9 protein-coding genes are annotated in these 15096 nt (G+C 74.7%); 7 read left to right on the forward strand and 2 right to left on the reverse strand.

The genetic code is table 11. The features are described from left to right. Positions 1 to 100 precede the first annotated feature (100 nt). Both mfd and ACGF3I_RS33935 read left to right on the forward strand, forming a co-directional pair. Positions 101 to 3658: a transcription-repair coupling factor gene (mfd, locus tag ACGF3I_RS33930; protein ID WP_393138951.1), complete on the forward strand. Its 3558-nt coding sequence runs from the start codon at positions 101 to 103 to the stop codon at positions 3656 to 3658. A gap of 154 nt (positions 3659 to 3812) precedes the next feature. After that, positions 3813 to 4490 carry an HNH endonuclease family protein gene (locus ACGF3I_RS33935; protein ID WP_393138953.1) on the forward strand — a complete coding sequence of 226 codons (678 nt, stop codon included), beginning with the start codon at positions 3813 to 3815 and terminating at the stop codon, positions 4488 to 4490. 49 nt (positions 4491 to 4539) lie between these two features. Here the strand turns inward: ACGF3I_RS33935 and ACGF3I_RS33940 are convergent, their stop codons facing one another. After that, complete coding sequence (locus ACGF3I_RS33940; protein ID WP_393138955.1) at positions 4540 to 5259, reverse strand: hypothetical protein; 720 nt, start codon at positions 5257 to 5259, stop codon at positions 4540 to 4542. A gap of 195 nt (positions 5260 to 5454) precedes the next feature. On the opposite strand from ACGF3I_RS33940, the gene ACGF3I_RS33945 reads away from it, so the two are divergent. The 3 genes from ACGF3I_RS33945 to ACGF3I_RS33955 all read left to right on the forward strand — a co-directional run bounded on the left by ACGF3I_RS33945 (position 5455) and on the right by ACGF3I_RS33955 (position 10134). Next, positions 5455 to 7593, forward strand: coding sequence for an N-6 DNA methylase (locus tag ACGF3I_RS33945; RefSeq protein WP_393138957.1), 2139 nt, complete (start codon positions 5455 to 5457; stop codon positions 7591 to 7593). A 316-nt stretch (positions 7594 to 7909) separates the two neighbouring features. Continuing rightward, entirely contained in the window at positions 7910 to 8587 is a 678-nt protein-coding gene (locus ACGF3I_RS33950; protein ID WP_393138959.1) for a hypothetical protein, read from the forward strand. Continuing rightward, positions 8584 to 10134: a protein kinase gene (locus ACGF3I_RS33955; RefSeq protein WP_393138961.1), complete on the forward strand. Its 1551-nt coding sequence runs from the start codon at positions 8584 to 8586 to the stop codon at positions 10132 to 10134. Before ACGF3I_RS33950 ends, ACGF3I_RS33955 begins: the two co-directional genes overlap by 4 nt. Positions 10135 to 10518: 384 nt before the next feature. Here the strand turns inward: ACGF3I_RS33955 and ACGF3I_RS33960 are convergent, their stop codons facing one another. Further along, on the reverse strand, positions 10519 to 12957 hold the full coding sequence (locus tag ACGF3I_RS33960; protein ID WP_393138963.1) for a YfhO family protein: 2439 nt from the start codon (positions 12955 to 12957) through the stop codon (positions 10519 to 10521). 248 nt (positions 12958 to 13205) lie between these two features. Here ACGF3I_RS33960 and ACGF3I_RS33965 point away from each other — a divergent pair, with 248 nt between their 5' ends. Both ACGF3I_RS33965 and ACGF3I_RS33970 read left to right on the forward strand, forming a co-directional pair. After that, on the forward strand, positions 13206 to 13901 hold the full coding sequence (locus tag ACGF3I_RS33965) for a SurA N-terminal domain-containing protein (RefSeq protein WP_393138965.1): 696 nt from the start codon (positions 13206 to 13208) through the stop codon (positions 13899 to 13901). Between the two features lie 129 nt (positions 13902 to 14030). Beyond that, positions 14031 to 14987: a nucleoside triphosphate pyrophosphohydrolase gene (locus tag ACGF3I_RS33970; protein ID WP_393138967.1), complete on the forward strand. Its 957-nt coding sequence runs from the start codon at positions 14031 to 14033 to the stop codon at positions 14985 to 14987. Positions 14988 to 15096: the final 109 nt, after the last annotated feature.

Raw genomic sequence — 15096 nt, forward strand, 5'->3', positions numbered from 1 at the left:
TGCGGAGGCGGGTGGGGGGTGGGGGACGTACGCTGGGAGCCCCCGGCCCGTACGACGTGTCGGGCGGTTCGCGTTGCCCACCCCGGGATGGAAGCCCTTCATGAGCCTGCACGGTCTGCTGAACGCCGTCGTACGAGACCCCGCGCTCGCCGAAGCGGTGAAGGCCGCCACCGACGGACACCGCATGCACGTCGACCTGGTCGGCCCGCCCGCCGCCCGCCCCTTCGCCGTCGCCGCCCTCGCCCGCGAGACGAAACGCACGGTCCTCGCGGTGACCGCCACCGGCCGTGAGGCCGAGGACCTGGCCGAGGCCCTGCGCTCGATGCTGCCCGCCGAGGAGGTCGCCGAGTACCCCTCGTGGGAGACGCTGCCGCACGAGCGCCTCTCGCCGCGCAGCGACACCGTGGGCCGGCGCCTGGCCGTCCTGCGCCGGCTGACCCACCCGAGCGCGGACGACCCGGCCGCGGGCCCCGTCTCGGTCGTGGTCGCGCCGATCAGGTCCGTACTGCAACCGCAGGTCAAGGGGCTCGGGGAGCTCGTCCCCGTAGCGCTGCGCAGCGGGCAGAGCGCCGATCTGGGCGAGGTCGTCGAAGGGCTCGCCGCCGCCGCGTACGCACGGGTCGAACTCGTCGAGAAGCGGGGGGAGTTCGCGGTCCGCGGCGGCATCCTCGATGTGTTCCCGCCCACCGAGGAGCACCCGCTGCGCGTCGAGTTCTGGGGCGACGACGTCGAGGAGATCCGGTACTTCAAGGTCGCCGACCAGCGCTCCCTGGAGGTCGCCGAGCACGGCCTGTGGGCGCCGCCCTGCCGGGAGCTGCTGCTCACCGACGAGGTGCGCACCCGTGCCGCGGCGCTCGCCGAGCAGCACCCCGAGCTCGGCGAGCTGCTCGGGAAGATCGCCGAGGGCATCGCGGTGGAGGGCATGGAGTCCCTCGCGCCGGTCCTCGTCGACGAGATGGAACTGCTGCTCGACGTGCTGCCCCAGGGCGCGATGGCCGTGGTGTGCGACCCGGAGCGGGTGCGCACCAGGGCCGCGGACCTGGTCGCCACCAGCCAGGAGTTCCTCCAGGCGTCGTGGGCGGCCAGCGCGGGCGGGGGCCAGGCGCCCATCGACGTGAACGCCGCCTCCCTGTGGGGCATCGCCGACGTACGGGAGCGGGCCCGCGAGCTCGGCATGATGTGGTGGTCGGTCTCCCCCTTCGCCGCCGACGAGGCGGGCCTGGACGCCGTGGCACCGGCCGCCGACGAGGCGGGCACCCTCAAGCTCGGCATGCACGCCCCCGAGACCTACCGCGGCGACACCCAGCGCGCGCTCGCCGACACCAAGCAGTGGCTCGCCGACGGCTGGCGCACCGTGTACGTGACGGCGGGCCACGGCCCGGCCTCGCGCACCGTCGAGGTACTGGGCGGCGAGGGCATCGCGGCCCGGCTCGACCCGGAGCTCGACGAGCTGACGCCCTCGGTCGTCCAAGTGACGTGCGGCGCCATCGACTTCGGGTTCATCGACCCCGCGCTCGGCCTCGCCGTCCTGACCGAGACCGACCTCACCGGCCAGCGCACCGCCACCAAGGACCTCGGCCGGATGCCGGCCCGCCGCCGCAAGACCATCGACCCGCTCACCCTCGAGGTCGGCGACTACATCGTGCACGAGCAGCACGGTGTGGGCCGCTACATCGAGATGGTGCAGCGCACCGTGCAGAACGCGACCCGCGAGTACCTGCTCGTCGAGTACGCGCCCGCCAAGCGCGGCCAGCCGGGCGACCGGCTCTACATCCCCACCGACCAGCTGGAGCAGGTCACCAAGTACGTCGGCGGCGAGGCCCCGACGCTGCACCGGCTCGGCGGCGCCGACTGGACCAAGACCAAGGCGCGCGCGAAGAAGGCGGTCAAGGAGATCGCCGCCGACCTGATCCGCCTCTACAGCGCGCGCATGGCCGCGCCCGGCCACGCCTTCGGCGCGGACACGCCGTGGCAGCGCGAGCTGGAGGACGCCTTCCCGTACGCGGAGACCCCCGACCAGCTCTCCACGATCGCCGAGGTCAAGGAGGACATGGAGAAGACGGTCCCGATGGACCGGCTGATCTGCGGCGACGTCGGCTACGGCAAGACCGAGATCGCGGTGCGCGCGGCCTTCAAGGCCGTCCAGGACGGCAAGCAGGTCGCCGTGCTGGTGCCCACCACGCTCCTGGTGCAGCAGCACTTCGGCACGTTCAGCGAGCGCTACGCCCAATTCCCGGTCGTGGTACGGGCGTTGAGCCGCTTCCAGACGGACGCCGAGGCGAAGGCGACCCTGGAGGGGCTCAAGGACGGCTCGGTCGACCTCGTCATCGGCACGCACCGCCTGTTCTCCTCCGAGACCAAGTTCAAGGACCTCGGTCTGGTCATCGTGGACGAGGAGCAGCGCTTCGGCGTCGAGCACAAGGAGCAGCTGAAGAAGCTCCGCGCCAACGTGGACGTGCTGACCATGTCGGCGACGCCCATTCCCCGTACGCTCGAAATGGCGGTCACCGGCATCCGTGAGATGTCCACGATCACCACCCCGCCGGAGGAGCGCCACCCGGTGCTCACCTTCGTCGGGCCCTACGAGGAGAAGCAGATCGGCGCCGCCATCCGGCGTGAACTGCTGCGCGAGGGCCAGGTCTTCTACATCCACAACCGGGTCGAGTCCATCGACCGCGCGGCGGCCCGGCTGCGCGAGATCGTGCCGGAGGCGCGCATCCTGACCGCGCACGGGCAGATGGGCGAGAGCCAGCTGGAGCAGGTGGTGGTCGACTTCTGGGAGAAGAAGTTCGACGTGCTCGTCTCCACGACGATCGTCGAGTCCGGCATCGACATCTCCAACGCCAACACCCTCATCGTGGAGCGCGGCGACAACTTCGGCCTGTCCCAGCTGCACCAGCTGCGCGGCCGGGTCGGCCGTGGCCGCGACCGCGGCTACGCCTACTTCCTGTATCCGCCGGAGAAGCCGCTGACCGAGACCGCGCACGAGCGGCTCGCCACCATCGCCCAGCACACCGAGATGGGCGCGGGCATGTACGTGGCGATGAAGGACCTGGAGATCCGCGGCGCGGGCAACCTCCTCGGCGGCGAGCAGTCCGGGCACATCGCGGGCGTCGGCTTCGACCTGTACGTCCGCATGGTGGGCGAGGCCGTCGCCGACTACCGCGCCCAGATGGACGGCGGGGAGCAGGAGGAGGCCCCGCTCGAAGTCAAGATCGAGCTGCCGGTCGACGCGCACGTCCCGCACGACTACGCCCCCGGCGAGCGGCTGCGCCTCCAGGCCTACCGGGCCATCGCCTCGGCCAACTCCGAGGAGGACGTGAAGGCGGTGCGCGAGGAGCTCACCGACCGGTACGGCAAGCTGCCCGAGCCGGTCGAGAACCTGCTCCTGGTGGCGGGTCTGCGCATGCTGGCCCGTGCCTGCGGGGTCGGCGAGATCGTGCTCCAGGGTCCCAACATCCGCTTCGCGCCGGTGGAGTTGAGGGAGTCGCAGGAGCTGCGCCTCAAGCGCCTGTATCCGCGGACGGTCATCAAGGCGGCCACCCGGCAGATCCTGGTGCCGCGCCCGACCGCCGGGAAGATCGGCGGCAAGCCGGTCGTCGGCCGGGAACTGCTGGCCTGGACCGGGGAGTTCCTCACCACGATCCTGGGGTCGTGACGGCCCGGCCGGCGCCCGGTCGCGCGCGCCGGTCGCGCCGGGGCGATCAAGGCCGCAGGGCCGTCCCTTTCGGGACCGTTGACCCGCGGCCGGCCGGGTAGGAGTACCTACGATTGCGAGGTTCCGCCAACTGCTGCCAGGACGGCCCGCCTTGATGCGTACAGACCGAATTGCCCTGCCCGTGACCGCCCTCGCGGCCTCGCTCGTCCTCGCCGGCTGCGGGGGCGACACCGCGGGGACGGGCGGCGCCCCCGGCCCCAGGGGCGCGGCGGGGTCCGCGCTCGCCGCGATGGACTCGCTCCCCGTCAAGGGACGTGCGCCGAAGACCGGTTACACCCGTGACCAGTTCGGCAGGGGCTGGACGGACACCGACCACAACGGCTGCGAGACCCGCGAGGACATCCTCAAGCGGGACTTGAAGGACGTGAAGCTCAAGGACAAGTGCGACGTGACGTCGGGGACGCTGGTGCACGACCCGTACACGGGGGAGTCCATCACGTTCAAGCGGGGCGCCAGCAAGATCGACATCGATCATGTGGTGGCACTGTCGGACGCCTGGCAGAAGGGCGCCCAGCAGTGGGACAAGCAGAAGCGGGCCGCGTTCGCCAACGATCCGCTCAACCTGATAGCCGTGGACGCGAGCGCCAACCGCCGCAAGAGCGACGGTGACGCGGCGACCTGGCTGCCCCCGTACAAGGCGTACCGCTGCACCTATGTGGCGGAGCAGGTGGCCGTCAAGAAGAAGTACGGGGTGTGGGTCACCGACGCCGAGAAGGCCGCCATGAAGACGGTCCTCGACGGCTGCCGCGACCAGAAGCTCCCGGCGGGCTGAGCCGCCGGGAGCGCGGAGCCGACCTCGGCGCGGGGGCCCGGCGCGTGGTTCAGCCCGCCGTCACCTGGGACTTCGGCGGAGCCACCGCGTGGACCGGCTCGCCGAAGTGCGAGAAGGCGAGGGTGCCGGGGCTGTCGCCGCCCACGGTGACCATCTTGAGGAGGTAGGGCCGGCCCGAGGTCGCCACGTCCAGGGTGTAGCTCTCGTCGCCGTCCTTCTCGGTGAGCACCATGGCCGGACGCCCGTCGACGGTGGTGGTGGCGCCCTTCGCGGCCGCGGTGTCCTGGCCGGGGTCGGTGAGGTAGCCGCTCAGGTCGCAGACCGAGGCCAGGTCCTTGCCGTCGGCGGAGGTGGTGCTGGTCCTCGTCCACGTGCGGTGGCCCGCGGGACGCAGGAAGACGGTCCGGCCGGTCTTGATGAGGGCCACCGCGTCCTTGCCCGCGCCGATGGTGCCGGTGCAGTCGCCCTTGGCGTCCATGGTCAGGTCCAGCTTGGTGGGGCCGTCCTTGGCGTCCTTGATGTCGGCCTTCAGGCGCAGCGAGGAGGCCTGGCGGTCCGCCTTGACCGCGTCTGTGAACACCTGGCCGCCGGTGCGGTCCGCGAAGGGGCCCTTCGGCGTGGCCGGGGCCGCCGGGCTCGCCGCGGTGGAGGACCCCTGGGCCGCCGGCGTGGAGGAGGCGGAGCCGGAGCCCGGGTCCGAACAGGCCGTCAGGACCGTGGCGGCGCAGACGAGCAGGACCGTACTGGTGGCTATGGTGCGGCGGCGCATGGCGTGAACTCCCCCTGGGGGCGGTAGGGCGGGGTGGGGCGGCGCCGCCGCGGGCGGCGGGCCGGGCACATCAGAGCAGAGAGTTGTGAACCGAGTCAACATCATCCAGAGAACTGTTGCCGTTCACGATGTGAATGGAGTGCTCCGCCTTCGTTCGGTAGGGTCGCCGGGACAGCGGACGAGGGGAGCGGTCAAGTGCCGGAGCACGCAGCGGAGGTGACCGCGGCCACCATCGCCCGGCTCGCGGGGGTCGGGCGCGCGGCCGTCAGCAACTGGCGCCGCAGGCACGCCGACTTCCCCAAACCGGTGGGGGGCACCGAGACCAGCCCCTCCTTCGCCCTGGACGAGGTCGAGCGCTGGCTGCGCGACCAGGGCAAGCTGGCCGAGGTCTCGCCGCGCGAACGCACCTGGCAGCAGGTCTGCGGACACCCGGCGGGCGCGGTCACCGCCCTGGTCCACGCGGGCTGCGCCCTGCTCGCCGCCCGTGAACTGCCCTACGCGTGGGCGGAGTTGAGCGCCGGAGACGACGCCTCCCTCGCCGCGGGGTTGCCGGAGCTGCTCGACAGGGTGCTGGCCGCGCGGTTCGGGGTGGGGTCAGGTCCGGGGCCGGGGGAGCGGGGCGGCTCGGGCGGGCGGCCCGGGGCGGAGCCGGAGGAGCGGGCCGGGATCCGTTCCGGCGGACCGGGGCCGGCGGTGCCCGCGCCCGGTGCCGTCGCGCTCGCGTCCTCCGTCCCGCTGCTGCGCGGGGCCGTCGAGCTGGGTGAGGAGGTCGGGCCCCGGGAGGCGTTCGAGTTCCTGCTCGGCCGCCACCTCGACGCCAACCCCCGCCAGTACACGCTCACCCCGCAGGGCCCCGCGCTGCTCATGGCCGCACTCGCCGGACCCGCGGCCACCGTGCTCGACCCGGCCTGCGGCACCGGCACCCTGCTGTGCGCGCTGCCCGGCGCCGACGCCGCGTACGCCCAGGACGCCGACCCCGACCTCGCCGCGCTCGCCGGCCTCCGCCTCGCCCTGGCCGGCGCCCCCGCCGTGCGCACGGCGACCGCCGACTCGCTCCGCGCGGACGCCTTCGACGGCCTCGCCGCCGATGCCGTGCTGTGCCACCCGCCGTTCAACGAGCGCTCCTGGGGCCACGACGAACTCGCCTACGACCCGCGCTGGGAGTACGGCCTGCCGGCCAGGATTGAGTCCGAACTCGCCTGGGTGCAGCACGCGTTGGCCCGGCTGCGCAGCGGTGGCACCGCCGTGCTCCTGATGCCCCCCGCCGCCGCGTCCCGCCGCTCGGGGCGCCGGGTGCGGGCCGCCCTGCTGCGGCGCGGCGCGCTGCGCGCGATCGTCGCGCTGCCCGCCGGAGCCGCGCCCCCGTACGGCATCCCGCTGCACCTGTGGGTGCTGCGCAAGCCGGACGCCACCGCGCACGGCGCCCCCGAACTGCTCCTCGTGGACACCGCGGGCATCGACGGCGTCACCGCCGACGGCGGCCGCGACCGGCTGCCCTGGCCCGCCCTCCAGGCCGCGGTGCTGGACGCGTGGACGCCCTTCGACCGGGACGGCACGATCGCGGGCCGGCCCGGAGTGAGCAGGTCGGTGCCGGTCATCGAACTCCTCGACGACGACGTCGACCTCGCCCCGGCCCGCCACCTGCCGCCGCCCGCGGCCGAGGGCGGCACCGCCGCGCTCGACGCCGTACGCGAACGGCTCGACGCCGCCCTGCGCCGCACCGCCGAGCTGACCCCGGCCGCCGCCCCGGCAGCCGCCGACGGGCGCGGCGGGCACCGCCGGCTCACCACCGTGGGCGAACTCGCCCGCGCGGGCGCCCTGTTGCTGCGGTCCGGCGGCGCCGGGGGCGGGCCGGGCCCCGCCGTCCTCACCGAACACGACGTGCTGGCCGGCACCGCGCCCTCGGGCACCCTGCCCGAAGGGCCCGCCGAGGAGCCGGTGCTGACCGCGGTCGGCGACGTCGTGGTGCCCGTGCTCGGCGGGGGCGCCGTCGTCCGGGTGGTGGACGAGGCCTCGGCGGGGGCCGCGCTCGGCCGCAACCTCCAGCTCCTGCGCCCCGACCCCGCCGCGCTCGACCCGTGGTTCGTCGCCGGATTCCTGCGCGGCACCGCCAACAACCGCCAGGCCAGCAGCCACGCCACCACCGCGACCCGGCTCGACGCCCGCAGGCTGCAGCTGCCCCGGCTGCCGCTGGCCGAACAGCGCCGCTACGGCGAGCGGTTCCGCGCGCTCGCCGCGTTCGAGGACGCGCTGCGACTCGCGGGCCGGCTCGGCGCGCAACTCGTCCAGGGTCTGCACGACGGCCTCACGGAGGGCACGATCACCCCGGAGTGACGGCGACCGGGCCGCGGGGCGTTCGGGTCCCGTGGTGCGGGTGTTCACGATGCGCAGTGCGGGCGCTGAGGGGCCGGGTCGCGGCGTGCGCGCGGTCCGGGGCGCGGCGGCGGGGGCGGGCGGCGGCCGGTCCCTGATGACGGTTGGATACCGGCCGGGGGAGTGCCCGGGACGCTGTCGGCGGCGGTGTATACGCTCGGGTTCCCGACCGTCCCCGACCGGCGAGCCGTTCACCCGGTGCCGCCCGCCCCGTCCCGCCCCTCCCCATCGCGTTCCGCCCCGGCGCACGCAGCCCGTCCCAGATCCAGGAGCAGCAATGCACGGCCCCGGCCATGGACCGCCGCCGCCACGCCCCGCGGGGGCGGGGCAGATCGTGCTGCGCGTGCTGTTCGCGCTGCTGCCCCTGCTCAGCATCGGCATGCTGGCGTGGGTGACGGCGCTGCGGCTCGCGATCGTCACCCGGCGCCGGACGCACTGGGCGCTGTTCTGGGTCCAACTGGCCCTGTTCGTCGTCTTCTTCGGCTTCGTCATGGCCGCGCCGGACGAGAACGACTGGCGGATGAACGTCGGCATGCTGGGGCTGCTGGCCCTCGCCGTGGCCGCCACCGCGCACTTCCTCTACGCCGACATCCGGCACGCCACCCGCCCGGCCGCCCCGCCGTACGGGCCTCCTTACGGACCGTACGGGCCCGCCGGGTACGGCCCGCCGCCCCTGCCGGCCACCACCGCCCCGCAGTTCGGTGCGTACGCCCACCCGCATCCGTACACCCACCCCTACGGCGAGACGCCGGCGCCGGGCGCGCCCGCGGCCCCGATGGCCCCCGCCGCCACGCCGCCCCCCGCCGCCACGCCCGCCCCCGCCGCGATGCCGTCCCGAAGCCCTGAGCCGCCGGGGCCGCACGGGGTGGCCGCGCCCAGGATCGACCGCGTCAGGGCCGAGCTCGACGAGCTGTCGCAGTACCTGCGCAAGGGGACCGAGGGCGGGAACGGATGACCGCGGGCCGGATCGTGGCCGGGCGCTACGAACTGGCGGCGCTCCTCGGCCAGGGCGGCATGGGCCAGGTGTGGACGGCGTACGACCGGCGTCTCGACCGCCGGGTCGCGGTGAAGCTGCTGCGGCCCGACCGGGTCGCGGGAGCGGGCGCCGCCGGGGACGCGGAGGAGCTGCGGCGCCGCTTCGTGCGGGAGTGCCGGGTGACCGCGCAGGTCGACCACCCCGGGCTCGTCACCGTGCACGACGCGGGCAGCGACGGCGACGACCTGTACCTCGTCATGCAGTACGTCGAGGGCGCCGACCTCGCGGACCACCTCGCCGAGCACGAGCCCTACCCCTGGCCCTGGACGGTGGCCGTTGCCGCCCAGCTGTGCGCGGTGCTCTCCGCGGTGCACGCGGTGCCGATCGTCCACCGCGACCTGAAGCCGCGCAATGTGATGGTGCGCCCGGACGGCACGCTGACCGTCCTCGACCTGGGCGTCGCCTCGGTCCTCGACTCCGACACCACCCGCCTCACCCACACCGGCTCCCCCATCGGCTCGCCCGCCTACATGGCGCCCGAGCAGGCGATGGGCGGCGCCGTGGGCCCGTACACCGACCTGTACGCGCTCGGGGTGCTGCTGCACGAACTCCTCAGCGGTGACGTGCCGTTCGCGGGCTCGACCGCGCTCGGCGTCCTGCACCGCCACCTCTACGAACCGCCGGTCGCCGTACGCCGGCTGCGGCCCGAGGTGCCCGAGGCCCTCGAAGCGCTCGTGCTGCGCCTGCTCGCCAAGGACCCGCAGGACAGGCCGAGTTGTGCGCAGGAGGTGTACGAGGCGCTGGTGCCGCTGCTCCCCGCGCGGGGCGGGGCGGCGCCCGCCGGGCCGCTCGACCCGACCCGCCCGTTCCTGCGCCCGCACGCGCCCTGGCCCGACCGCGTCACCACGCCCGCGCCGGGCCCGGTCACCGTGGCGCCGCCGGTGCCGACCGCGCCGCCGCGCCCCGATGTGGCGGGCGCGGTCGACGAGGTCAAGCGGCTCCTCGGGGAGGGGCGCATCACCCAGGCCGTGGACATCCTGGGCTCGATCCTGCCCGCCGCGGCGGCCGAGCACGGCGAGCGCTCACCGGTGGTGCGGATCCTGCGCAAGCAGTACGCGGCGACGCTGATGGACGACGGGCAGTACCGGCGCGCACTGCCCGAGCTGCGCCGCCTGGCCGGCGACCGCGCGGCCGAGGCGGGGCCCGCCGACCCCCAGGTCCTGGACTTCCGGCAGGACGTCGCGCAGTGCCTCGAACAGCTCGGGGAGGCGGTTGCGGCGCTCGCCGAGTACCGCGCGGTGCTGCCCGGCGTCGAGGCGCTGTACGCCGCGGCGGATCCGGCGCGTGCCTTCGCGGTCCGCCACCGCATAGCGCATCTGCTGCTGGCGCTGGGGGACCATGCGGGGGGCCGGCAGCAGCTCCAGTCCCTCCTGTGGGATGCGGAACGCGTGTACGGCCCCGCCCACACCTACCCCACGGACCTGCGCCGCTCCCTGACCCACCAACAGGACCTCCGCCCTCACTGATTCTTGGGTTTCGCTGGGGTGCGGGGTGCGGGGTGCCCGGGGTGCTGGGGGTGCTGGGGTTGCCCAGGGTTCGCGCAGTTCCCCGCGCCCCTGGCAGGACTGGTGTTGGCCCGCATGTCGTGTGCGGCCTGCCTTGCGCAGTTCCCCGCGCCCCTTAACTGCTCGGTGCTGGGCAGCACCGGGCACCTCAGCCTGTCCGGCGTTTGAGGACGAGCGCCGTTCAGGCGCGATCGGGGGTGCAGGGGGCGCAGCCCCCGCCGGGGCCCGAGGGGCGGAGCCCCTCAGGGGGTCTGGGGCGCAGCCCCAGGGCTCAACCAATGCACCCGGCTGCACGGGCGGGCGGGTGGGCAAACCCCTCGGGGCCCGGGGCAAGCCCCGGGGAGGTCAGCGGCGGCGGGTCCGGGCCGCCAGGAGGGGCAGGGTCAGGGCACCCAGCGCCCCCACCAACCCCCCCACCCGCAACCCAGGCACCCGAAACCCACAGGAAACCCCCCGAGCCCCGTCCGGCAAGGACACCGCCACCAGCCCCAGATACTCCCCCGCCGGCGAGGCGGCCCCCCCGTCCACCCGACACACCCACCCCGCGATCCGCGGCATCGCGAACACCGCCAACCCCCGCGCCCCGGCCGGGAGTTCGGCCCGTATCGAGTGCGAGGACACGGCCACCTCCGAGGCCCCGCCCACCCGGAGCCGCTCCACCGCGCGCCCCAGCGCCCCCCGGTCGAGGCAGCCCAGCTCCGCCCGGCGGTCGGCGGGGCTCAGCGTGATGCGGGACGCCGCACCGGGGCCCGCCGAGGTGCCGAACGGGATCAGCGGAGCACGCCGGCTCGGTGCGCCACCGCGCATCTCCACGGCGGGCCCGTCGCCCAGCCGGGCGGAGCCGAAGTGTTCGGGGGCCCACAGGAAGATGTCGGTCCCGGCGGGGCAGCCCTGCGCGAGGGTGCGGGTCGTGTAGACCCGGGCGCCGAGCAGGAGCTCCTGGTTGCGGAACGGGTTGCTCCCGTAGACCGGCTCCGGCCCGCCCCCCGCCCGTACCGTGACCAGCGGCGCCGTCGCACCGGCCCGGACCAGCGAGGGCACGCCCCCCTTCCCCGCGACCCGTACCCGCGCCCCCACCCCGAACACCGCGTCCGTGACGGGGTTGTCGAGGCTCTGCAGGGCCCGCCCGCGCGAGGACCAGCCCCCGCCGAGCGCGGTCATCGTACGGGTGAGGACCTCCGGGGTCAGGCTGGAGTAGTAGGCGCCGCCCTCACCGCCGAGCAGGAGCGGGTCGTTGTTGGTGATCTGGCGCTGCCCGGGGTCGGTGCGCCGGGCGGGCCAGTCGGCGGCCGACGCTTCGAGCGCGGCCCGTTCCGTGTGCTCGGCGCCCCAGGCCGGGTAGCCGTCCATGCGGGCCGCCCGCTGCTGGTCCCCGTACGCCACCGTCACACCCGCCTGCGCGATCTGCCCGCCGGCGAGCAGCAGCAGCGCGAGGACGGCGGGCCCGCGCCCGCCGCGGTGCACCAGCAGCAGCGATCCGGCCGCCGTCGGGAGGCCCGCCGCGAACAGGGGGTACGTCCAGGCCGATATCAGCTCGCTGAACGCCGCGCACCCGGCGATCAGGGCGAGCACACCTCCCCCGCAGAGCAGCGCGCGGCGCCCGGGCGGCCCGTACGAGAAGGAGATCCAGGCCGCGATCACGAGGATCCCGCACAGCACGAACGTCTGTCGGTACGGGCTGCCGTTGGGCGTGACGAAGGCGTGCCAGGCCAGATGGGCGGGCTTCCACTGGAAGGAGAGCGCGACGGCGAGGACGAGCCCGCTCCAGGCGTACCGCTCACGGCGCGGCACCGCTCGGTGGAAGCCGAGGGAGCAGGCCAGGAGCAGCGCGCCGGTGCCGAGGAAGAGGGCGGGGGAGGAGAAGGAGTACGTACCGGGCAGCGTGCGCGCCAGGTAGTCGGGCCAGGAGACCGGCGCGAACTCCCGTACCCAGCCCGGGTGTGCGTGCCGCGTGCCCAGGTAGACGGTGAACAGGACGGGCGCCGAGAGCGCCACGCCGATCGCCACCGTCCGTCCGGCCGTGAGCACCGCGCGGATCCGGGCGCGGGCCCCGGCCCCGCGGTCCACGTACAGGAGGAGCAGCAGGACGAGCCCGGCGCCGATCGTCGCCATGTACGCGGTGTAGAAGTTGGCGATCCAGGCGAGCGCCACGACCAGGGGGCCGAGCACGGGCCGGCGTCCGAGCCGGGCCCAGTGCCCGACCAGGCACAGCAGCGGGAAGGCGATGAGACCGTCCAGCCACATCGGGTTGTAGACGGATTCGAGCACCGACCAGCCGCACAGCGCGTACGAGGCGCCGAGCACCCCGGCCACCCAGCGGTGCCGGGCCGCCGGGCGCAGCGCGAGCAGCAGCACCGTCATCGCGGCGGCCGCGGCGGCCATCTTCAGGACGGTGATCACATAGACCGCGAGGTCGATCCGGTCGCGCGGGAAGACCCCGACGAGCAGGGCGAACGGGCTGCCCAGGTACGTGCCGAGGTCGGGCAGGAACGAAGTGCCGTAGCCGGACTGCCAGTTGAACAGGAGGTCGCCCTCGGCGCGGCCGTGCAGCAGGTCCCACAGATGGGCGTGGAAGGGGACGAACTGGTTGCCCAGGTCGTTGATGCTGCGGGTGTGCCGGCGCAGCGGGCCCAGCGGGACGACTCCGGCGACGGCGTCGGCGCCGCACACCGAGATCAGGGTGATCAGTGCGGAGAGCGCGGCGGGCCGGGGCCAGGGGCGGCGGACGGCGGGGCCGCGCACCGGGGTCACCGGCGGGGCGGGGGCGGCTTCGAGGGTCGGCATCGAGGTCCTTTGCTGTGCGCTGCCGTCGAATATGCCGGACCCGCCGGGACAACACAGGGGGCCGGGGCGTCCGTTCACGCGATGGACGGCGGGGTGTCACCCGGCTTCACCCCCGCGACCGATGGGGGTCGCGAATCGTTGGGCGAATCAGTGGCCCCGGTCACGCCGACTGCCTACCATCGATCATCGCAAGGTCTTAGCAAGGTCCGTCGCCACGCCGCACGTATCTGCTCCGCCGGGAGGCTCCTTTGCACCGCCGCCGTCGTACCGCGCTCTCCGTCTCCGTCGTCCTGCTCGCCGCGGGTCCCCTCCTCACGGCCTGCGGCAGTGAGGCCCATCCGGGGGCCGCGGCCGTCGTCGGGGGCGAGCGGATCGAGGTCTCCGCGCTCCAGGCGCAGGTGAAGGACGTACGGACGGCGCAGCAGAAGTCCCCGCAGTCCGCCCAGTTGATCAAGGACTCCGGGCAGCTCGGCAAGGTCAAGCTGAGCAACATGATCTTCGACCGGGTGCTGGCGCGGGCCGCGGACACGGCCAAGGTGAGCGTCAGTCCCAAGGAGGTCCAGGACGCGCGGGCCGCGATGGTCCAGCAGGCGGGCGGCGAGGAGCAGCTGCGCGAGCAGGCCCTCAGCAACGGCGGCCTCGCCCCCGACCAGATCGACACCTATGTACGGCGCCAGGTCGTCGAGCAGAAGCTGGCCGCGGCGATCGGCGCCCGCACGCAGCAGGACCTGCTGCCCGCGCTGGTCAAGGCGTCCAAGGACCTCGACGTGGACGTGAACCCGCGGTACGGCACCTGGAACGCCGCCCAGATCCAGCTGGCCGACTACCAGGCCCCCTGGCTCGCCAGGACGCCCGCCGCCGCGCCGCCGCAGGGCGCGCCGCAGGAACAGCCCGCCGATCCCGCCGACCCGGCGGACCCGGGCGACTCGGCGTCGACGGGCTGACGTCCCGGCCCGGGCGACTCGGCGTCGGCGGCTGAACGTCCCGGCCCGTGTGGCCACCCGGTGCGCCCGGGCCGTGCGCCCTGATGGTGCGACCGGCCGGGGTGTCGGGGCAGCAGGTAGGTTCGTCGGGTGACTGCTGTTGAAGAACCCGGGCGCGTCGTTCTGCTCACCGCGAGCCACCGGGTCGCCCCCGGCCTCCTGTCCTGGCCCGCGTGGGAGACCCTGCGCGCCGCCGATCGCGTCCTGTGCCCCGACGCCGCGCATCCGCAGCTGCCGTATCTGCGCGAGGCCGGGGTGGACGTGGAGATCGCCGAGCCGGACGCCCAGGAGCTGATCGAGGCCTGCGCGGGCGGACGCACCGTCGTCGTGCTGCCCTCCGGCGAGGGCGACCGGCGCCTGACCGACGGTCTCGCGCGGCTCGCGGGTTCGGGGCGGGTGCGGATGCCGGACCTCGAACTGCTCCCCGGCTCCTACGATCTGCCGGGCGCGCGCCTGCTCGACCTGGTCCAGGTCATGGACCGGATCCGGCGCTCCTGCCCCTGGTCCTCGCAGCAGACGCACCAGGGTCTCGCCAAGTACGCGCTGGAGGAGGCGTACGAACTCGTCGAGGCGGTCGAGACCGGGGACCGGGACGAGCTGCGCGAGGAGCTCGGCGATGTGCTGCTCCAGGTCGTCTTCCACGCGCGGATCGCCGAGGAGGACGCGGAGGAGCCGTTCTCCGTGGACGACGTCGCGGGCGGCATCGTCGAGAAGCTCATCCACCGGCATCCGCATGTGTTCGGCTCGGAGACGGCCGAGACGCCGGAGGAGGTCAGGGAGCACTGGCTGCGGACGAAGGCGGTCGAGAAGCAGCGCGCATCCGTCACGGACGGGGTGCCGCTCGGGCAGCCCGCCCTGGCCCTGGCGGCCAAGCTGTCCGCCCGCGCCCGCACGGCGGGGCTCGATGTGCCGCTCCCCTCCGGGGAGGGGGTGGGGTCTCGCCTGCTCGCCCTGGCGGTGGAGGCGGAGGGGGCCGGGGCCGACCCCGAGGCAGCGCTGCGCGCAGCGGCCCGCGCCTACCGCGCCGCCATCCGCGCAGCGGAGTGATGCGGGGGGGGGTGGGGGGGGGCTCCGGGGGGGGGGGGGGGGGGGGGGGGGGGGGGGGGGGGGGGGGGCGCGGCCCCCCCCCGCCCCCCGCCCGGGGGGGGGGCGCGGG

It is taken from the genome of Streptomyces sp. NPDC048111 (assembly GCF_043202815.1).
Classification (GTDB): domain Bacteria; phylum Actinomycetota; class Actinomycetes; order Streptomycetales; family Streptomycetaceae; genus Streptomyces.